Source organism: Amycolatopsis sp. MEPSY49 (assembly GCF_051337345.1).
Taxonomy (GTDB): domain Bacteria; phylum Actinomycetota; class Actinomycetes; order Mycobacteriales; family Pseudonocardiaceae; genus Amycolatopsis.
Genome location: NZ_JBDLYJ010000003.1, coordinates 832,922 through 849,987, shown reverse-complemented (window position 1 = coordinate 849,987; position 17,066 = coordinate 832,922). Strand labels below are relative to the sequence as shown.

Below are 17,066 nucleotides of genomic sequence, written 5' to 3'. Positions count from 1 at the left end.
GTCTACTGTGGACGCACAGTCGCCGAGGCGACGAAGATCGGGACGGCCAGGAAGAACCGCCCGGCTTCGGCGCGCGCGGCTTGCTCCCGCAGCCACGCTTCGAGCTGCGCGTCCGTCGCGACGCCGGCGGCCCGGGCCGCGGCGGCGAGCCCGTCGAGCAGGGGCCGGAAGCCGCCGTCGGTGTCGACGACCGTCCGGACTTCGACGGCGACCTCGGTGAACCCGGCGTCGACGAGCAGAGTCCGGTACTGCCGGGCCGCCCGGGGACCGGCGACGGTGTCGGCGCGGGCGTGGACGATCGCGCGGGTCAGGGCCGGCCGGTCCGAGTCGAGCACGAGGGTGTCCCAGTCCTGCCCGCACAACACGATCCGGCCCCCGGGGGCCGGCACCCGCCGCGCCTCGGCGACGGCCGCCGCCGGGTCGGCCAGCTCGTGCAGCACCTTGTCGGCGCGGTAACCGCGGAACTCGCCGACGGCGAACGGCAGCCGGAGCACGTCGGCTTCGACGAACCCGGGCGGCGACGAAGACCCGCGCCCGGGCCGCGGAGGCAGGTGCCGGCAAGCCCGGCGAAGCTGCCGGCGGCTCACCCGCACTCCGCGCCCGAGCCGCGGGAACGGGGGCCGGAAAACCCGGCGCCGGGCCTTCAGCCGCCACCGGGCCGCCGGCACTTCGCGACCGGGCCGCGGCCAGCATCCGCGGGTCACTGTCCACGCCCACCGCCCGCACCCCGCGGGCACACAGCTCCGCGACCGCCCGTCCCCCGCCGCAGCCGACGTCCAGCACCCGGTCGCCCGGCCTGCACCGCAACAGCTCATACGTCGCTTCGCGCAGCTCGGCCGCTCCTGGCAGCGAGTCCACCAGGTCGAGGCGAGCCAGTAGCTCCGAGGTCATGCCCGCCATCGTCGGCCTTCAAGTGCACGTGAAGTCAAGCTCCGGGGTACGGCCGGACCGCCCTGGCATCCGTCAGCGACCGCGCCCACCAGCCCAGCTGGTCGAGCATCGCCTTCGCCGCGATCGGCGCGGCGTCGTCGGTCGGGGTGCCGTCCGGGCCGAAGCGCGTGTGGGCGCCGTGGAAGCTGACCGTCTCGCGGATCGTGACCGCGTGGAGCTCGGCGAAGACCGCTCGCAGGTGCTCGACCGCGCGCAGGCCACCCGACATCCCGCCGTACGAGACGAACGCGACCGGCTTGGCCGCCCATTCGCCGCGGTGCCAGTCGATCGCGTTCTTCAGCGAGGCCGGGTAGCTGTGGTTGTACTCCGGGGTGACCACGACGAACGCGTCGGCCGCCTCGAGCCGCGGCGTCACCTTCGCCACCTCGGCGGCCACCGCCGGCGGGGGTGCCGCGCCGAACGCGGGCAGCACCATCGGCAGGTCGGACTCGGCCAGGTCGACCACGTCGACCGCGAACCCGCCGTGCTCGCCCGCGACACCGGCCAGCCAGTCCGCGACCACCGGGCCGAACCGTCCTTCCCGGACACTTCCCACGATCACCGCGACCCGCACGGGAGCTTCGGACACACTTCCTCCTTGGCACAGCGGCGTTGTTGCCGTCCGGGCCAGGATCGGACTTCAAGCTCGCTTGAAGTCAAGCGCGCGCCTGTGGTTGGCTGGGAAGCATGGTGAACGCCACGGCCCGGACGCTGCCCGACCTGAGCGTCGGCGAACTCTCGCGGCGCAGCGGGGTGCCCGCGTCGGCCCTGCGGTTCTACGAGGACGAAGGCCTCATCCGCAGCCGCCGCACCGCCGGCAACCAGCGCCGCTACTGCCGCGACGCGCTGCGGCGGGTGACCTTCATCCGGATGTCGCAGCGGGTCGGCATGCCGCTGTCGGCGATCCGGGAGGTGCTCGCGCTCCTGCCCGACGACCGCACGCCCACCCGGGCCGACTGGGCGCGGATCTCGAAGTGCTGGCAGGAGGACCTCACCGCGCGGATCCGTCAGATGGAACAGCTGCGCGACCAGCTCACCGACTGCATCGGCTGCGGGTGCATGTCACTGGCCAAGTGCCGGCTCGCCAACCCCGGCGACCGGCTCGGCGCCGACGGGCCGGGCCCGCAGCGCCTGGACGGCCACCGCGGGGACGGCTACGAAAGCTAGCGGCGCTCCAGCACGCCGCGGACGAACATCGCCTGCCCGGCGTGCTGGATGTCGTCGTCGAGGACGCTGACCAGCCGCACGCCCAGGGACACCGGCGGGTCCCACGCCTCGTCGACGATCCGGTCGAGCGCCTGGTCGTCGAGGTTCTCGAGGAACCGGACGGTCTGCTCGTGCACGGCGTCGTAGTAGCCGGTGAGCAGGGCGGGATCGTCGACCCGGACCGCTTCGACGTCGGCCGGGCGGTGCCCGTAGCCGGTGTCGCCCGCCGGGAACGGAAGGCCGAAGCGCGAAAGCCAGTCCTCGCCGGTCCACACCTGCTCGGACCCGGCCACGTCCGCGACGTGGTCGTCCTGGACCCGGGTCAGGTGCCACACCAGCCAGGCGATCGAGTTGGCCTCGTCGTCGAGCCGGGTCCGGAGCTGCTCGGCGGTGAGCCCTTCCACCGCCGAATGCACGTTCTCCCGGACCCGGCCGAAGCCGTCGACGAGCAGATCGGCCACGTTCATCGGCTGCCTCCCGTTGCGGAACCCGTTCACCGGCGTGCTACCCGATCATGCCCGCCGGCAAACGGACCCGGCTACCGCGGGAGCAACTGGTCGAAGAACGAGCGGTAGCGCCGCAGCGCGATCCGCAGCTCCTCGGTGGCCGGTTCGCCCTGCTGCCACTGGGCTTCCAGCTCGCCCTTGTGCTCGGCGAACGTCGTGGCCAGCGCGCTGATCACGGCGGCGACGAGCTCGTCGGCCTGCCGCACGGCCTGCTTCGGGTCGTCGACGAAGCCGGTCTGCACGTTCTGCCAGCGGTCGCGGAACCCGGTGACCTTGTCCTCGTCGATCAGCGGCGGCGTCTCCACGTCACCGCCCGACTCCGCGGGACGGGTGTCCGTGTCCGTGGCGGAGCCGGCGGTGCCGCCCGGGCCCGCCGAGGCCGAGGCCAGGTCGGCGGTGCTCAGGTTCTGGTCCTGGCCGGTGCCGCGGCCCACGTCGCTGTCCCGGTCCACATCGGTGCCGCGGTCGTCATCGGTGCCCGGCTCGCGGAACTCGGTCCGCTCCTGGTCGGGAACTTCCGCGGCGCCGTCACGGGCGTCGGCGCGGGATACGTCGTCACGGGCGAAGTCGTCGTCGTGGTCGGTGCTGTGCCGCGTCAGGTGTTCGGTCATGGTCAGCGTCCTCCGTTCCACTCGGTCCGCGGCTGCGCGGACGCCTGGTGTTCTTCCTTGGCGGTGTCGCGACGGTCGGCGCCGTCGTGGTCGTGACCGTTCCGGCGGTCGTGGTGGTCACGATCGCGGTCGCTGTCGCGGTCCCGGTCGCGGTGCTCGTCGTCGGCACCGTCGGTCAGCAGGTCCTCGAAGACCGTCCGGTAGCGCACCATCGCGTCGCGCAGGTCCTCAGTGGACGCTCCGTCGCTCTTCTGCTGCGTCGTGTGCGCGGCGCGGTAGTGCTCCAGCGTCTTGGCGTGTCGCACGGAAAGATCGGTCACCTGCTGCTCGTAGCCCTCGGTCGGGTACCCGCGCTCGCCCATCAGCGCCACGAGGAGCCGGTCGGCTTCGCTGACCGCTTCGGCCGGCTGGTCGACGAACTTCTCCTGCACCTGCGCCCATTCCCGGGCGTAACGCTCGCGCGCCGAGGCCGACAGCGGCCGGATGTCGAGCTCCTTGTGCCGGCGTTCGCGCTCGGCGAGTTCCCGTTGCGCCGCACGGGGGTTGTCGCTCTCCTTGACGACCCGCTCGTACTCCGGGCCGAACCGCTGCTGCAGGCGCTTCCGCTGCATCTCCTGCGTCACAAGCCAAATCACGGCGCCGAGCACCGCGACGGCCACGACGACGATCACGATGATCAGCCATGTGGGCATTGCGCAAACTCCTTCACGGATGTCGCCCCCGATGCGACCGGTGTGCCCGTATCCGGGGCGCCGAAAACCGCGTTCATCCGCGATTCGGCCGACCGGCGGCGCGGATACCGCCGGATGCCGAGGCGCCGACAGCGGTGTAACGACGATAACAACTTCCGACTAGCGTCGTTACCAACAAGGTGCTATCGTCGATAACAGCAGGACGAAAGCAGCGTTACCTCTCAGGAAGAAGGAAACGATGAGCACCACCGAACCCCGTGTCGCGATCGTCACCGGCGGCTCCCGCGGCATCGGCCGCCAGGTCGCCGAGCGCCTGGCCGCCGACGGCATGGCCGTCGTCGTCAACTACGCGGGCAACGAGAAGGAGGCGCAGGCCGCGGTCGACGCCATCACCGGACGGGGTGGCCGGGCGATCGCCGTGCGCGCCGACGTGGCCGACCCGGCCGCGGTCGCGGAGCTGTTCGACACCGCGGAGACCACGTTCGGCGGCGTGGACGTCGTCGCCCACCTGGCCGGCGTGATGAACGCGCCGACACCGATCGCCGACACCGACTTCGAGGTCCTCGACCGGGTGCACCGCACCAACATCCGCGGCACGTTCGCGGTGGCCCAGCAGGCCGCGCGGCGGGTGCGCGAGGGCGGCGCGATCATCACGACGTCGACCTCGGTCCTCGGCCTGAACCTGCCCGGCTACGGCGTCTACAACGCGACCAAGGGCGCGGTCGAGGCGATCACGATGATCCTGGCGCGCGAGCTGCGCGGCCGCGACATCACCGTGAACACGGTCGCGCCCGGCCCGACGGCGACCGCGCTGTTCCTCGACGGCAAGGACGAGGAAACCATCTCCCGGATGGCGAAGCAGCCGCCGCTCGAGCGGCTCGGCAAGCCCGAGGACATCGCCGAGGTCGTCGCGTTCCTCGCCGGCCCGGCCCGCTGGGTCAACGGCCAGGTGCTGCGCGCCAACGGCGGAATCGTCTGAGAGGGGAACGGCCGTGATCATCGTCGTCACCGGCGCCTCCAGCGGGATCGGCGCCCTCTCCGCCCGGGCGCTGGCCCGCGCCGGCCACACCGTCTACGCGGGCATGCGCGCCACCGCCGGCCGCAACGCGCCGCAGGTCGACGCGGCCACCGCGTTCGCCCGCGACCACGGCGTCGACCTGCGGACCGTCGACCTCGACGTCTCCAGCCAGGATTCGGCCGACGCCGCCATCGCCCGGATCGTCGCCGAGCAGGGCCGGCTGGACGTCGTCGTGCACAACGCCGGGCACATGGTGCTCGGCCCGGCCGAGGCGTTCACGCCGGAGCAGCTCGCCCAGCTCTACGACACCAACGCGATCGGCACCCAGCGCGTCAACCGCGCCGCCCTCCCCCACCTGCGCGCGCAGGGCGACGGGCTGCTGGTGTGGGTGTCGAGCAGCAGCGTCCGCGGCGGCACCCCGCCCTACCTGGCGCCGTACTTCGCGGCGAAGGCCGCGATGGACAGCCTCGCCGTTTCCTACGCCGCCGAGGTCGCGCGCTTCGGCATCGACACCACGATCGTCGTGCCGGGCGCGTTCACCGCGGGCACCAACCACTTCCCGAACTCCGGGCACCCGGCCGACACGGCCGTCGCGGCCGCCTACGAAGAGCGGTACGCGGGCCTGACCGACCACGTCGCCGCGAAGCTGGCCGAGATCACCCCGGCGGACGCGGACGTCGCCGTCGTCGCCGAAGAGCTGGCGCGCGTGGTGGACCTGCCCAAGGGGAAACGGCCGTTCCGGGTGCACGTCGACCCGGCCGACGACGGCGGCTGGCTGGTCGCCGAAGTCGGCGACCGCATCCGGAGCGAGTTCCTGCGCCGGATCGACCTGGCCGACCTGCTCAGCCCGGCGGCCGGCTGAACCGGGTGACGATCACGTGGTCCTTCGCCGGGCCGCGGACCGCCCACTCCTGCCGCCAGCGGCGCGCGTCGAGCACGCGGTAGCTCCCGCGGTAGAAGTCGTCGCGGCAGGGGTGGTCCGCGTCCCAGTGCCCGGCGCGCAGGTCGACGGCGTGGAAAAACCCGCCGTGGTCGAAGTGCACGTCGGCGCGGCCGGGCGCGGTCGGCCGGTAGTGCAGCTCGCGCGTCACGGGCCCGGTGTACCCGCCGAGCCGCAGTTCGCCGGCTTCGCGGTAGACGAGGACGCCGTCCTCCTCGGTGAACGTGGCGGTGCCGGTGACCTCCCCCGCCGGATCGCCGTCGGCGGTGCGGATTTCCCGGTCGAAGCGCCATTCGCCGGCGAAATGCGCGGCGAGATCGGGAACCGGCCAGTACTCCACGTGGCCAGTGTGCCACCCCGCGGCGGGCCGGACCGGAACTGTCGGGCCCCCGCTCTATAGTCGGCCGGGTGGCAGACACCGACCTCGCGACCGTGTCCGACGCGCTGGAGACCCTCCGGCGCGTGTTCGGCTACGACAGCTTCCGCGGCGACCAGGCGGCGATCGTCGAGCACGTGGTCGCCGGCGGCGACGCGCTCGTCCTGATGCCCACCGGCGGCGGGAAGTCGTTGTGCTACCAGATTCCCGCGCTGGTGCGGCCGGGTGTCGGCGTGGTGGTCTCCCCGCTGATCGCGCTGATGCAGGACCAGGTCGACGCGCTGCGCAACGCCGGTGTCCGCGCGGGTTTCCTGAACTCCACGCAGGACTACGCGGCCCGCCAGGAGGTCGAGTCGGCGTTCCTGGCCGGCGAGCTCGACCTGCTCTACCTGGCACCGGAACGGCTGTCGATGGAGTCCACCGCGCGGCTGTTCGACCGCGGGAAGATCGCCCTGTTCGCGATCGACGAAGCGCATTGCGTGTCCCAGTGGGGCCACGACTTCCGGCCCGAGTACCTGGCGCTGTCGTCGCTGCACGAACGCTGGCCGGACGTGCCGCGCATCGCGCTGACCGCGACGGCGACCGAGGCCACGCACCGGGAGATCTCCGCACGGCTGAAGCTGGACGAAGCCCGCCACTTCGTCGCCAGTTTCGACCGGCCGAACATCCAGTACCGGATCGTCGGCAAGAACTCGCCGCAGCGGCAGCTGCTGGAACTGCTGCAGACCGAGCACAAGGGGGACGCGGGGATCGTCTACTGCCTGTCCCGCAACTCGGTCGAGAAGACCGCGGAGTTCCTGGTGCAGAACGGGATCCCGGCGGTGCCCTACCACGCGGGCCTCGACTCGCGGACCCGCGCGAAACACCAGTCGAGGTTCCTGCGCGAAGACGGCCTGATCGTGGTCGCCACGATCGCGTTCGGGATGGGCATCGACAAACCGGACGTCCGGTTCGTCGCGCACCTCGACCTGCCGAAGTCCGTCGAGGGCTACTACCAGGAAACCGGCCGCGCGGGCCGGGACGGGCTGCCGTCCACCGCATGGTTGGCGTACGGGCTCCAGGACGTCGTGCAGCAGCGCAAGATGATCGACACGTCCGAGGGCGACGAGGCGCACCGGCGACGGCAGGCCACGCACCTGAACGCGATGCTCGCGCTGTGCGAGACGGTCGAATGCCGGCGCGTGCAGATCCTCAACTACTTCGGCCAGAAGGCCGAGCCCTGCGGCAACTGCGACACGTGCCTGAGCCCGCCGGAGACGTGGGACGGCACGATCCCGGCGCAGAAGCTGCTCTCGACGGTCGTGCGGCTGCGCAACGAGCGGCGCCAGAAGTTCGGCGCGGGCCAGGTGATCGACATCCTGCTCGGCAAGTCCACGCCGAAGGTCACGCAGTTCCAGCACGACACGCTCAAGACGTTCGGCATCGGCACCGAGCTGCGTGAGCCGGAGTGGCGCGCGGTGGTCCGGCAGCTGCTGGCCCAAGGCCTGCTGGCCGTCGAAGGCGACTACGGCTCGCTGGTGCTGACCGAAGCCAGTGCCGAGGTGCTGGGCGGTGGCCGCGAAGTGCTGCTGCGCCGCGAGCCCGAGCGCGCCGCGGCCGCCCGCGTCCGCAGCGCGCGCAAGGCCGCCCCCGCGGCGGACATGCCGGCGGAGGCGGCCCCGCTGTTCGAGCGCCTGCGTGCCTGGCGGGCGGGCGTCGCGAAGGAGCAGGGCGTGCCCGCGTACGTCATCTTCCACGACGCGACCCTGCGTCAGATCGCTACGCAACGGCCGTCGACGCTGGCCGACCTGGGTACGGTCAGCGGCGTCGGCGAGAACAAGCTCGCCAAGTACGGCGAAGGCGTCCTCGAGGTCCTGACGGCGGAGTGACCTACCGGGCGGCCGGTCCCGGCCGGCCGTCCGGCCCCGTCACCGAGTTCACCTTGCGGACCGCGCCGGCGATCTGCTGGTGGTACTTGCCCTTGGTCTTGTCATCGACGAACTTCGCGGCCTTGCCGACGACCTGGTTCACCTTTTCGGGGTTCTTCTTGGCGTACGCCCGGGCCGCGCCGGCAGCGCCGGCCAGCATGGTCAGCTTCTTCATCAGAGGCACGGTGGCCCTCCCTCATCGGTTCCGGTCATCCTGACAACGCGGACGAACCACCCGGAGGTTCCCCGTGTGACGACCGCCAAACCTCGGGCGCGGAGAGTGACGAGCGCGTGACCGCGCCGGAAAAGCCGCGCGAGCCGCCGCCACGCGCCTCTAGGCTCGCGCTCATGCGCGACCTGGCCGCCCTGCCGAAGGCCCACCTGCACGTCCACCTGGAGAGCACGATCCGACCGGACACCCTCCGCGAACTGGGTGAGGCCAACGGCGTCGACGTCCCCGCCGAGGCCCCGGTGTTCGACGGCTTCCGCGCCTTCGCCGACCACAACGCGCTCATCCGATCGTGTCTCCGGCGGCCCGAAGACTTCGAACGGATCGCCCGCGAGTACTGCGAAGACGAAGTTGCCCAAGGCACGCGCTACGCCGAGATCACGTTCACCGCGGCCTCACACGGGGAACGCCTCGGCGATCTCGCCATGCCGCTCGAATCCGTCCTCAAAGGACTGAACGCGAGCACCGCCGGCCTCGAATGGCGACTGCTGCTGGACCATTCGCGACGCCGTCCGGTCGACCGCGCCGAGCGGACCCTCGATCTCGCGCTGAAGTACGACGACGTGTTCGCGATCGGCATGGCCGGCGAGGAAAACCACTCCCTCCGTCCTTTCGCGACGGTCTTCGAGAAGGCCCACGCGGCCGGCCTTCACCTGCTGCACCACACCGGCGAGGACGCCGGCCCGGACAGCATCCGCGAAGCCCTCGACGTCGGCCGTACTGAGCGCCTCGGCCACGGCATCCGCGTCCTCGACGACCCGTCGCTCGTCGCCGAAGTCCGCGCGCGGGGGCTCGCGCTGGAGGTCTGCCCGTCGTCGAACGTGACGCTCGGGCTGGTCCCGTCCCTGCGCGAACACCCGCTCCCGCGGCTCGTCGAGGCCGGGCTGACGGTCACGCTCAACACCGACGTCCCGTCGGTCACCGGCGCGAACCTGGCGGCGGAGTACGCGCGCGTCCGCGACGCCTTTGGTTACGACGACACCGCGATGGCCGGCTTCGCGCGGGCCAGCGTCACGGCGTCCTTCGCGCCCGAAGCGACGAAGGAGCGGCTGCTGCACGACATCGACGCCTGGCTCACACCGGCAGCAGGCGGGTGACCAGCGTGCCGAGCTGGTGCACTGTGCGGCACTCGTGCATCTCGACGACCTCGGCGTACTCCAGCGCCGCCGAGTCGCCGGTCGACCACAGCGACCGCCGTTCCGGGTTCAGCCAGTAGACGTGCCGGGCGCGGGCCTTGATCTCGCGGACGGCGTCGAGGTTGGGGTCGCCGCCGTTGGTGCGGGCGTCGCCGAGGATCAGCACCGACGTGCGCGGGCCGACCGCGTCGAGCCAGTTCGCGGTGAACTGGCGCAGGGAGCCGCCGTAGTCGCTGTGGCCGTCCCAGCGCACCAGCGCCGCTTCGGACAGCATGCGCGCCCCCAGGTGCTCGGGGTCGGCGACGCCGGTGGTGACCAGGTGGGTGACCTCGTCGGCGCTGTCGACGAACGCGAACACGCGGATCTTGCTGAACTGGTCGCGCAGCGCCTGCACCAGCAGCATCGTGAAGTTGGCGAACCCGGCCACCGAGCCCGAGAGGTCGCACAGCAGCACGATCTCCGGCCGGCCGGGCCGCCGGTGGCGGTAGGCCGGGCGGACTGGGACCCCGCCGGTGGAGAGCGACCGGCGCAGCGTGCGGCGCAGGTCGATCTGTCCCCGCGTCATCCGGCGGCGGCGCGCCGCCAAGCGCGTCGCCAGCTTGCGGGACAGCGGCTGGATCGTGCGCCGCAGCTCCGCGAGCTGGTTGCGGCTCGCGATGAGGAAGTCGACGCGGTCGGGCGCGGGCGCGATGGCGTGCTTGGCGACGCGCTCGCGGCCGCGGACCTCGGCGGCGCGGCGGCGCGCCTCGGTGCGGACCTGGCCGCGGAAGCCTTCGACGCGGCGGCGGATCTCGTCGCGGTCGAGCCGGTCGGTGAACTCGCCCCGCGCGCCGCCGCCGCGCACCGCGGCCAGCACCCGCGCGATGAGCGTCTGCGGCTGGAGCCGCTCCAGGGTCTGGTGGGCCGAGAAGCCGCCACCGGGTCCGGACGCCGAGCCGTACTGGCCGAGCATGTCCACCGCGAGCCCGGCCAGCTGGGCGAGCGCCTGCTGGTCGCCGTCGGCCAGCGCCGTCGCGAGTTCCGCGCGCAGCTCCTCCAGCGTCGACGGCTGGTCCTCGCGGGCCCGCTCGGGCGTGCCGATGCCGGCCGGGAAGTACAGGTCGAACGCGGCGTCGAAGACCGCGCGCTGCCCGCCGCGGCGGACCAGCGCCGCGGCCAGGCCTTCACGAACGAGCGAGCGGTCGTCCATGCCGAGGACTTCCAGCGCGGCGGCGGCGTCGACGGTCTCGGCGGGGCCGGCCGGGATGCCCTGGTCCCGCAGGGCCCGCACGAACGACGCGAGCCGCTCCGGCACGCCGCCGGTCACGACGCGTCCAGGACCTGTTCGAGCTTCAGGCCGGCGCCGGCCTTGGCGATGTCGTCCTGGTGCTTGAGGACGACGCCGAGGCTTTCCCGCACGACCTGGTCGTCCAGGGTCGCGGCGCCGAGCGCGAGGAGCGTGCGCGCCCAGTCGATGGTCTCGGCGACCGACGGCAGCTTGCGCAGGTCCATCGCGCGCAGGGCGGCGATCACCCGGACGACGGAATCGGCGAGCGCCGCGTCGATGCCGGGGACCTTGAGCCGGACGATGTCGCGCTCGAGGTCCTCGTCCGGGAAGTCGATGTGCAGGAACAGGCACCGGCGGCGCAGCGCCTCGGACAGCTCGCGCGTCGCGTTGGAGGTCAGCACGGCGAACGGCGCGCGCGTGGCGGTGATCGTGCCCAGCTCCGGCACGGTCACCTGGAAGTCGCCGAGCACCTCCAGCAGCAGGCCCTCGACCTCCATGTCGGCCTTGTCGGTCTCGTCGATCAGCAGCACGGTCGGCTCGTCCGACGAGATCGCCGTCAGCAGCGGGCGGCGCAGCAGAAACTCCTCGCCGAAGATGTCGGTGCGGGCCTGCTCCCACGTCTCGTCGCGGCCGGCGGTGATCCGCAGCAGCTGCTTCGCGTGGTTCCACTCGTACAGCGCGCGGGCCTCGTCGATGCCCTCGTAGCACTGCAGGCGCACCAGCCGCGAGCCGCTCACCTGCGCGACGGCCTTGGCGAGCTCCGTCTTGCCGACGCCGGCGGGCCCCTCGACCAGCAGCGGCTTGCCGAGCCGGTCGGCGAGGAACACGGTGGTCGCCACGGCCGTCGACGCCAGGTAGCCGGCTTCGGCCAGCTTGGCCGACACGTCGTCGACGGAGGTGAAGAATCCGGTGCCCACCACGTGCCTCCTAAGCGGTCGCTCACCAGGAGCGTACCCGACGAGCGGGCTAGCATCGGCCGCGTGACCTACGTTGCCGCTTCCGGCCGATACGAAACGATCCCCTACCGCCGCTGCGGGCGTTCCGGGCTCAAGCTGCCCGCGATCTCGCTCGGGCTGTGGCACAACTTCGGCCACGACCGGCCGCTGCAGACCCAGCGCGACATCACGCGCCGCGCGTTCGACCTCGGTATCACGCACTTCGACCTGGCCAACAACTACGGCCCGCCCTACGGCTCGGCGGAGGAGAACTTCGGGCGGCTGCTGGCCACCGACTTCAGGCCCTACCGCGACGAGCTGGTGATCTCGACCAAGGCCGGCTACGACATGTGGCCCGGCCCGTACGGCGAGTGGGGCTCGCGCAAGTACCTGCTGTCCTCACTGGACCAGTCGCTCGGCCGGCTGGGCCTGGACTACGTCGACATCTTCTACTCGCACCGGTTCGACCCGGAGACGCCCCTGGAGGAGACGGTCGGGGCACTCGACTCCGCCGTCCGCGCCGGGAAAGCGCTTTACGTCGGGATTTCGTCGTACAGCTCGGAGCGGACCGCCGAGGCCGCGCGGCTGCTGCGCGAGCTCGGCACGCCGCTGCTGATCCACCAGCCGTCGTACTCGATGCTGAACCGCTGGATCGAAGAGGACGGGCTTCTCGACACCCTCGAGGAGGCGGGCGCCGGCTGCATCGCGTTCTCGCCGCTCGCGCAGGGGTTGCTGACCGACAAGTACCTCAAGGGCGTCCCGGCGGATTCGCGGGCGGCGCAGGGGAAGTCGCTCGACCCGGGCACCCTCGACGAGAACCGCCTGAACCGCGTCCGCGCGCTCAACGACATCGCGGCCCGGCGCGGCCAGTCGCTGGCGCAACTGGCGCTCGCGTGGACGTTGCGCGACAGCCGCGTGACGTCGGCACTGATCGGTGCCAGCAGCGTCAAGCAGCTGGAAGACAACGTCGGCGCGCTCGGCAACCTCGACTTCTCCTCGGAGGAGCTGACCGAGATCGACGGGCACGCCACCGACGCGGACATCAACCTCTGGAAGCGGTCCTCGGACTCCTGAGGCCCGGCGGCGGGGCGCTGCGCGCGTCCCGCCCTTTCCGGCTCGACGTTTGACCAGATTTCGAATTTGGTCATATGATGATGGCATGCCTCCTGCGGAAGACCGCGCCGAACGGGCCGAGCGGATCCTCGACGCGGCTGCCGAGCTGCTGCTGCGGGCCGGCTACCGGCGGACGACGATCGAGGACGTCGCCGAGCGCGCGGATGTCGGCAAGGGGACCGTTTACCTGCACTGGAAGAACCGCGAGGAGCTGTTCCTCGCGGTCCTGCTCCGGGAGTCCGTGCGCAGCATCGAAGACCTCGTCCGGGCGGTCGACGCCGACCCGCTGGCCGCGCGGCTGTCGACGCTGACCGAAGTCCAGTACGCGAACGTGCTGGGGCGGCCGCTGCTGCGCGCGGGGTACGCCGACGACGCCGACACGCTCGGGAAGCTCCTGCCGAAGCTGCACGCCAAGCTCGACCCGCGCCACGACGAGGCCTTCGTCGAGTACCTCGGCCTGCTGGCGGAGAACGACCTGCTGCGCACCGACCGGCCCGCCCGGGAGCTCGCCGTCGCCTACCGGGCGGTGCTGCACGGGTTCCTCGTCGGGACTCCCCCGCCACCCCCCGCCCTGATCGCCGACACCGTCGCGCACGCCTTCGAGCCGGTCGCGGTCTCGACGATGCGGCTGCGGGCCGTCGCGCCGCGAGTGGTCGCGCTGTTCACCGAATCCGCCGCGCTCGACCGGAAGCAGCTCGAACGCGCGTACTGACCACTGGGAGGACACCATGCGCACCGGGATCCTGATCGACGAACTGGGCGTCGGCTTCGACGGCATACGCGCGCAGGCACGCGAAGCCGCGAAGCTCGGCTACCGCACGCTCTGGCTGGCACAGCGCGGCGGCTGGGACGCGCTCACGGCGTTGGCCGCGCTGGGCGTATCCGACATCGAACTCGGGACGTGCGTCGTGCCGACGTACCCGCGCCACCCGATCACGATGGCCGCGCAGGCGCTGACCGTCCAGGCCGCGAGCGGCGTGCCGGTCCACCTCGGCGTCGGGCTGAGCCACCGGCACATCGTCGAGCAGGAGTTCGGGTACTCCTACGACCGCCCGCTGCGGCACCTGCGCGAGTACCTCGAAGCGCTGAATCCGTTGCTGCGCGGGGAAAAAGCGGACGTCCATGGCGAAGCGCTGACGGCGGCGGGCGGACTGAATACGCCAGGCGCGTCCCGGCCGGCGGTCCTGGTCGGCTCGGTGAGCCCGGGTTCGACGCGGCTGGCGGGCGAGCTCGCCGACGGCGTGATCACGACGTGGGCCGGCCCGCGGGCAATCGGCGAGTTCGTGGCGCCGACACTGGGCAACGGCCGCGTGGTTTCCGGCCAGCTGATCTGCGTGACGTCCGAAGTGGACGAACGCCGGTCATGGGTCGAAGAGACCTACGGTGCCGCCGCGCAGGTGCCCGCTTATCGGTCCATTTTGGACCGCGACGGGTACGCGCGCGTGTCGGACAGCGTGCTCGTGGGCGACGAGGAATTCGTGCGCCGCCAGGTGAAATCGCTCGCAGACGCGGGCGCGACCGAGCTGCTGGTGATGCCGTTCGGGTCGCCCGCGGAGCAGGCCCGCACCCGCGAACTGCTCGCGGCATGACCGGCCTCTGGGTGGACGACCTGCGGCCGGCCCCGCCGGGCTGGACGTGGGCGAAGACGAGCGCGGCGGCGATCGAGCTGCTCGCCGCCGGCGAGTTCACGGCGATCTCCCTCGACCACGACCTGGGCGGCGACGACACGACCCGCCCGGTCGTGCTCTGGCTGTGCGAAAACGACCGCTGGCCACGGGAAGTGCGCGTCCACACGGCCAACCCGGTGGGCCGGGAGTGGCTCGTCGGCATGGCGCGGCGCTACGGTCCGGGCGTCCGCTAACCGGCGCCGCGGGCGCGCCGGGCCTGGATCAGGTCGTCGCGGGCGCGGGCGACGCGGGAACGGACCGTGCCGACCGGGCAGCCGCAGACGTCGGCGGCCTCGGCGTAGGACAGGCCGAGGACCTGGGTCAGGACGAGGACTTCGCGCCGCTCCGGCTCCAGGCCGTCGAGCAGCAGGCCCAGCTCGACGAGCTCCTCGAAACCGGCCGCGGGGTCGCGGGTGCGCTCGGCGGCCGCCTCCCAGTCGGTGTCGGCGATCTTCGGGCGGGCGCCGGCGGCCCGGATCTGGTCGACGACCACCCGGCGCGCGATGGACAGCAGCCACGTCCGCGACGACGAGCGTCCGGCGAAGCGGCGAAGGCTGCCGAAGGCGCGAAGGTAGGTCTCCTGCGTCAGGTCGTCGGCCGCGGCGGCGTCGGTCAGGTGGGCGAGGAAGCGCCAGACGTCGGCCTGCGTCGCACGGACCCACTCTTCGAGCGCGCGCCGGTCGCCGCGGCCGGCGGCCATGGCCAGGCTGGTGACGCGTTCGTCGTCCTCACCGCGAGTCATGAACCGGAACGTAGCAGTTACCGGGAACCATCGGGACCCGCCGTCCGACTACTGGGAGGTGAAGTGCGAGGAGTGCCGCGAAGGGCTTTCGGCGCGGCTTGACGGCGAGGACGAACCCGCGGGCGTCGACCGGCACCTGGAGGGCTGCGCGGCGTGCCGGGAGTGGTTCGCCGGCGCCGAACGGCTGCGGCGCGCGATGGTGCTCCGCCCGGCCCCGCCGGTCCCGGACCTCACGGCGGCGATCCTCGAGCGGCCGCCGGCGCCGTCCGGCGAGGGCTGGGGGCCGCGGATCGCGCTGGCACTGGTGGCGATCGGGCAGCTCGGCCTGGCGTTCGCCCAGCTGCTGGGCACGGACGGCGGCCACGGCGGCACCCACCTCGGCCACGAGAGCGGCGCCTGGAACCTGGCGGTCGGCATCGGCCTGCTGACGGCGGCCCTCCGCCCGAAGACGGCGGGCGGCCAGCTGCCGCTGCTGGCCGGGTTCGTCGGGGTCCTGCTGGTGCTGTCGGCGGGCGACCTGGCGGCGGGCCAGGTGACGCTCGCCCGGCTCGCGACGCACGTCCTGGTGGTGGCGGGGCTGGTGCTGCTGTGGGCGGTCCACCGAGGTCACCGCGACCACGGCGGCGCACCCCTCCCGGCGGCGACGGCCGACGAAAGCGGCCCGGCGGCCGGCGGGTCCACTGCGGACGCGCCGACAGGACGGCCGCGGCCCCGCCCGTTCCGCCGCCAGGCCCACGGCCGGCACGCGGCCTGAGGTATAGGTCGTTATACGAACTGGGGAGCCAAGCGGTCGGCGGCGCGCAGCACCAAGGCGGGGCCGGGACCTCGACGCCGTCGTGCGCGCCGACGCCGCGATCGTGCTCGGCCTGGCCGGGGGTGCTCGCCTTCGACGACACCTGCGAGCTCCTCGACGTCGAAGGCGACGAGGCGGCGGTGCGAGCCGTCTTCGGCGCCTGAGGCTCAGGCGAACTTCGTCTTCGGCCGCTCCTGCCGCACGCCGTCGACGAACACGTCCACCTTCTCGTCGAGGAACGCCACCAACCCGGCGACGCGGGTGCTCTCCGGCAGCGGCGTCGGGTAGCTCCACGCGAGATCGGCGTGCCCGCTCACGTCGAAGTGCTCCGCCGCGCCCTTGTACGGGCAGTGCGTCACCGTGTCGATCTTCTCCAGCAGGTCCATCCGGACGTCCACGCGGGGCAGGTAGTAACGGGTCGGCAGGCCGGTCTCGAACAGCAGGTGCGGCCGCACCGTGTCGGCGACCGTGACGCCGTCGACCTCGATCCGCACGTGGCGGGAGCTCGGCAGGATGTCGACCCGGACGCCGGGGTCGCGCGGGTGCGTGAAGATCTGTTCGTCCTCTTCGAACCAGTCGAAGGCGCCGAACTCGAAGCGGACGTGGTCCCGCAGCTCTTCGATCGGCGAATCCGGGTATTCCAGCGCGCCGTCCACCGCCTCGGCCCGGCCGGCCTTTATCGTCGACAGAACACCTTCTCCGCGGCTGGGCGAGTGCGACGTCCGGCCGGAGGGGGCGAGAACGCCGCTCACGACGTCCGCGCGCGGGAAGTAGTACGTGGGGTAGTACGGGACTTCCCACACCAGAAGGGGGTGCACGGTGTCCGCGACGACCTGCCCGCCGAGGAACGCCCGTACCCGCTTCGCGCCTTGTGCCACGCGGACCCGGCCGCGTACCGGAGTGCTCATGCCCCGGTCAACGGGTCCCGAAGCGGGGGTATTCCGGCGAAACCGGGGCTCGGACGGCTAGCGTGGCAGGAAGCACGAGGACGAGTGGAG

At 72.3% G+C, this 17,066-nt stretch carries 21 protein-coding genes and 1 pseudogene; 10 read left to right on the top strand and 12 right to left on the bottom strand.

The window, feature by feature from the left end; translation table 11 throughout:
• Positions 1 to 2: 2 nt before the first annotated feature.
• The 3 genes and pseudogenes from ABFJ78_RS18335 to ABFJ78_RS18325 form a co-directional block, all read right to left on the bottom strand.
• Positions 3 to 587 (bottom strand): methyltransferase domain-containing protein, encoded by a 585-nt coding sequence (locus ABFJ78_RS18335; RefSeq protein ID WP_436387541.1) that lies wholly within the window; start codon positions 585 to 587, stop codon positions 3 to 5.
• A 133-nt stretch (positions 588 to 720) separates the two neighbouring features.
• Positions 721 to 891, bottom strand: a pseudogene (locus ABFJ78_RS18330) (methyltransferase domain-containing protein); the annotation flags it as partial.
• A 34-nt stretch (positions 892 to 925) separates the two neighbouring features.
• Positions 926 to 1,519 (bottom strand): NADPH-dependent FMN reductase, encoded by a 594-nt coding sequence (locus tag ABFJ78_RS18325; protein WP_436387540.1) that lies wholly within the window; start codon positions 1,517 to 1,519, stop codon positions 926 to 928.
• 98 nt (positions 1,520 to 1,617) lie between these two features.
• Here ABFJ78_RS18325 and soxR point away from each other — a divergent pair, with 98 nt between their 5' ends.
• On the top strand, positions 1,618 to 2,097 hold the full coding sequence (gene soxR / locus ABFJ78_RS18320) for a redox-sensitive transcriptional activator SoxR (protein ID WP_436387539.1): 480 nt from the start codon (positions 1,618 to 1,620) through the stop codon (positions 2,095 to 2,097).
• Here the strand turns inward: soxR and ABFJ78_RS18315 are convergent.
• The 3 genes from ABFJ78_RS18315 to ABFJ78_RS18305 form a co-directional block, all read right to left on the bottom strand.
• A complete protein-coding gene (locus tag ABFJ78_RS18315; protein ID WP_436387538.1) occupies positions 2,094 to 2,603 on the bottom strand; it encodes a mycothiol transferase in 510 nt (169 codons plus the stop codon). The genes soxR and ABFJ78_RS18315 overlap by 4 nt on opposite strands.
• 71 nt (positions 2,604 to 2,674) lie before the next feature.
• A complete protein-coding gene (locus ABFJ78_RS18310) occupies positions 2,675 to 3,253 on the bottom strand; it encodes a hypothetical protein (protein WP_436387537.1) in 579 nt (192 codons plus the stop codon).
• Between the two features lie 2 nt (positions 3,254 to 3,255).
• On the bottom strand, positions 3,256 to 3,945 hold the full coding sequence (locus ABFJ78_RS18305) for a hypothetical protein (protein ID WP_436387536.1): 690 nt from the start codon (positions 3,943 to 3,945) through the stop codon (positions 3,256 to 3,258).
• Positions 3,946 to 4,183: 238 nt separating this feature from the next.
• On the opposite strand from ABFJ78_RS18305, the gene ABFJ78_RS18300 reads away from it, so the two are divergent.
• Together ABFJ78_RS18300 and ABFJ78_RS18295 are read left to right on the top strand one after the other, a co-directional pair.
• Positions 4,184 to 4,924, top strand: a complete 741-nt coding sequence (locus tag ABFJ78_RS18300) for an SDR family oxidoreductase (RefSeq protein WP_436387535.1) — start codon at positions 4,184 to 4,186, stop codon at positions 4,922 to 4,924.
• 13 nt (positions 4,925 to 4,937) lie between these two features.
• Positions 4,938 to 5,825 (top strand): SDR family oxidoreductase, encoded by an 888-nt coding sequence (locus ABFJ78_RS18295; RefSeq protein ID WP_436387534.1) that lies wholly within the window; start codon positions 4,938 to 4,940, stop codon positions 5,823 to 5,825.
• Here ABFJ78_RS18295 and ABFJ78_RS18290 read toward each other — a convergent pair.
• On the bottom strand, positions 5,806 to 6,243 hold the full coding sequence (locus ABFJ78_RS18290; RefSeq protein ID WP_436387533.1) for a DUF6314 family protein: 438 nt from the start codon (positions 6,241 to 6,243) through the stop codon (positions 5,806 to 5,808). The two genes, ABFJ78_RS18295 and ABFJ78_RS18290, sit on opposite strands and share 20 nt — an antisense overlap.
• A gap of 68 nt (positions 6,244 to 6,311) precedes the next feature.
• On the opposite strand from ABFJ78_RS18290, the gene recQ reads away from it, so the two are divergent.
• Positions 6,312 to 8,147 (top strand): DNA helicase RecQ, encoded by a 1,836-nt coding sequence (recQ, locus tag ABFJ78_RS18285; RefSeq protein ID WP_436387532.1) that lies wholly within the window; start codon positions 6,312 to 6,314, stop codon positions 8,145 to 8,147.
• Between the two features lies 1 nt (position 8,148).
• Here recQ and ABFJ78_RS18280 read toward each other — a convergent pair whose 3' ends face one another.
• Entirely contained in the window at positions 8,149 to 8,361 is a 213-nt protein-coding gene (locus ABFJ78_RS18280) for an antitoxin (RefSeq protein ID WP_436387531.1), read from the bottom strand.
• 173 nt (positions 8,362 to 8,534) lie between these two features.
• Here ABFJ78_RS18280 and add point away from each other — a divergent pair, with 173 nt between their 5' ends.
• Entirely contained in the window at positions 8,535 to 9,512 is a 978-nt protein-coding gene (gene add, locus ABFJ78_RS18275) for an adenosine deaminase (RefSeq protein ID WP_436387530.1), read from the top strand.
• Here add and ABFJ78_RS18270 read toward each other — a convergent pair.
• The gene (locus tag ABFJ78_RS18270) at positions 9,490 to 10,857 is read right to left on the bottom strand and encodes a vWA domain-containing protein (protein WP_436387529.1); all 1,368 of its coding nucleotides are present in this window, start codon (positions 10,855 to 10,857) and stop codon (positions 9,490 to 9,492) included. The genes add and ABFJ78_RS18270 overlap by 23 nt on opposite strands.
• A complete protein-coding gene (locus tag ABFJ78_RS18265) occupies positions 10,854 to 11,735 on the bottom strand; it encodes an AAA family ATPase (RefSeq protein ID WP_436387528.1) in 882 nt (293 codons plus the stop codon). The genes ABFJ78_RS18270 and ABFJ78_RS18265 overlap by 4 nt, the downstream gene beginning before the upstream one ends.
• A 63-nt stretch (positions 11,736 to 11,798) precedes the next feature.
• Between ABFJ78_RS18265 and mgrA the strand changes: the two genes are divergently transcribed.
• The 4 genes from mgrA to ABFJ78_RS18245 all read left to right on the top strand — a co-directional run bounded on the left by mgrA (position 11,799) and on the right by ABFJ78_RS18245 (position 14,727).
• The gene (gene mgrA, locus ABFJ78_RS18260; protein WP_436387527.1) at positions 11,799 to 12,827 is read left to right on the top strand and encodes an L-glyceraldehyde 3-phosphate reductase; all 1,029 of its coding nucleotides are present in this window, start codon (positions 11,799 to 11,801) and stop codon (positions 12,825 to 12,827) included.
• A gap of 85 nt (positions 12,828 to 12,912) precedes the next feature.
• Positions 12,913 to 13,578, top strand: a complete 666-nt coding sequence (locus tag ABFJ78_RS18255) for a TetR/AcrR family transcriptional regulator (RefSeq protein ID WP_436387526.1) — start codon at positions 12,913 to 12,915, stop codon at positions 13,576 to 13,578.
• Positions 13,579 to 13,594: 16 nt separating this feature from the next.
• Complete coding sequence (locus tag ABFJ78_RS18250; RefSeq protein WP_436387525.1) at positions 13,595 to 14,455, top strand: TIGR03564 family F420-dependent LLM class oxidoreductase; 861 nt, start codon at positions 13,595 to 13,597, stop codon at positions 14,453 to 14,455.
• A complete protein-coding gene (locus ABFJ78_RS18245) occupies positions 14,452 to 14,727 on the top strand; it encodes a cyclic-phosphate processing receiver domain-containing protein (RefSeq protein ID WP_436387524.1) in 276 nt (91 codons plus the stop codon). Before ABFJ78_RS18250 ends, ABFJ78_RS18245 begins: the two co-directional genes overlap by 4 nt.
• On the opposite strand, the gene sigC is transcribed toward ABFJ78_RS18245, so the two are convergent.
• The gene (gene sigC, locus ABFJ78_RS18240; protein WP_364458950.1) at positions 14,724 to 15,275 is read right to left on the bottom strand and encodes an RNA polymerase sigma factor SigC; all 552 of its coding nucleotides are present in this window, start codon (positions 15,273 to 15,275) and stop codon (positions 14,724 to 14,726) included. The two genes, ABFJ78_RS18245 and sigC, sit on opposite strands and share 4 nt — an antisense overlap.
• On the opposite strand from sigC, the gene ABFJ78_RS18235 reads away from it, so the two are divergent.
• On the top strand, positions 15,274 to 16,029 hold the full coding sequence (locus tag ABFJ78_RS18235) for a zf-HC2 domain-containing protein (protein ID WP_436387523.1): 756 nt from the start codon (positions 15,274 to 15,276) through the stop codon (positions 16,027 to 16,029). The genes sigC and ABFJ78_RS18235 overlap by 2 nt on opposite strands.
• Positions 16,030 to 16,235: 206 nt before the next feature.
• On the opposite strand, the gene ABFJ78_RS18230 is transcribed toward ABFJ78_RS18235, so the two are convergent.
• Complete coding sequence (locus tag ABFJ78_RS18230) at positions 16,236 to 16,976, bottom strand: DUF427 domain-containing protein (RefSeq protein WP_436387522.1); 741 nt, start codon at positions 16,974 to 16,976, stop codon at positions 16,236 to 16,238.
• Between the last annotated feature and the right edge of the window lie 90 nt (positions 16,977 to 17,066).

What these genes read in the sequence shown, in the direction of transcription:
- soxR (WP_436387539.1), top strand. Translation starts at nt 1,618, where the DNA reads ATGGTGAACGCCACGGCCCGGACGCTGCCCGACCTGAGCGTCGGCGAA.
- ABFJ78_RS18315 (WP_436387538.1), bottom strand. Translation starts at nt 2,603, where the DNA reads ATGAACGTGGCCGATCTGCTCGTCGACGGCTTCGGCCGGGTCCGGGAG.
- ABFJ78_RS18310 (WP_436387537.1), bottom strand. Translation starts at nt 3,253, where the DNA reads ATGACCGAACACCTGACGCGGCACAGCACCGACCACGACGACGACTTC.
- ABFJ78_RS18305 (WP_436387536.1), bottom strand. Translation starts at nt 3,945, where the DNA reads ATGCCCACATGGCTGATCATCGTGATCGTCGTCGTGGCCGTCGCGGTG.
- ABFJ78_RS18300 (WP_436387535.1), top strand. Translation starts at nt 4,184, where the DNA reads ATGAGCACCACCGAACCCCGTGTCGCGATCGTCACCGGCGGCTCCCGC.
- ABFJ78_RS18280 (WP_436387531.1), bottom strand. Translation starts at nt 8,361, where the DNA reads ATGAAGAAGCTGACCATGCTGGCCGGCGCTGCCGGCGCGGCCCGGGCG.
- add (WP_436387530.1), top strand. Translation starts at nt 8,535, where the DNA reads ATGCGCGACCTGGCCGCCCTGCCGAAGGCCCACCTGCACGTCCACCTG.
- ABFJ78_RS18255 (WP_436387526.1), top strand. Translation starts at nt 12,913, where the DNA reads ATGCCTCCTGCGGAAGACCGCGCCGAACGGGCCGAGCGGATCCTCGAC.
- ABFJ78_RS18250 (WP_436387525.1), top strand. Translation starts at nt 13,595, where the DNA reads ATGCGCACCGGGATCCTGATCGACGAACTGGGCGTCGGCTTCGACGGC.
- ABFJ78_RS18245 (WP_436387524.1), top strand. Translation starts at nt 14,452, where the DNA reads ATGACCGGCCTCTGGGTGGACGACCTGCGGCCGGCCCCGCCGGGCTGG.
- ABFJ78_RS18235 (WP_436387523.1), top strand. Translation starts at nt 15,274, where the DNA reads ATGAACCGGAACGTAGCAGTTACCGGGAACCATCGGGACCCGCCGTCC.
- sigC (WP_364458950.1), bottom strand. Translation starts at nt 15,275, where the DNA reads ATGACTCGCGGTGAGGACGACGAACGCGTCACCAGCCTGGCCATGGCC.
- ABFJ78_RS18230 (WP_436387522.1), bottom strand. Translation starts at nt 16,976, where the DNA reads ATGAGCACTCCGGTACGCGGCCGGGTCCGCGTGGCACAAGGCGCGAAG.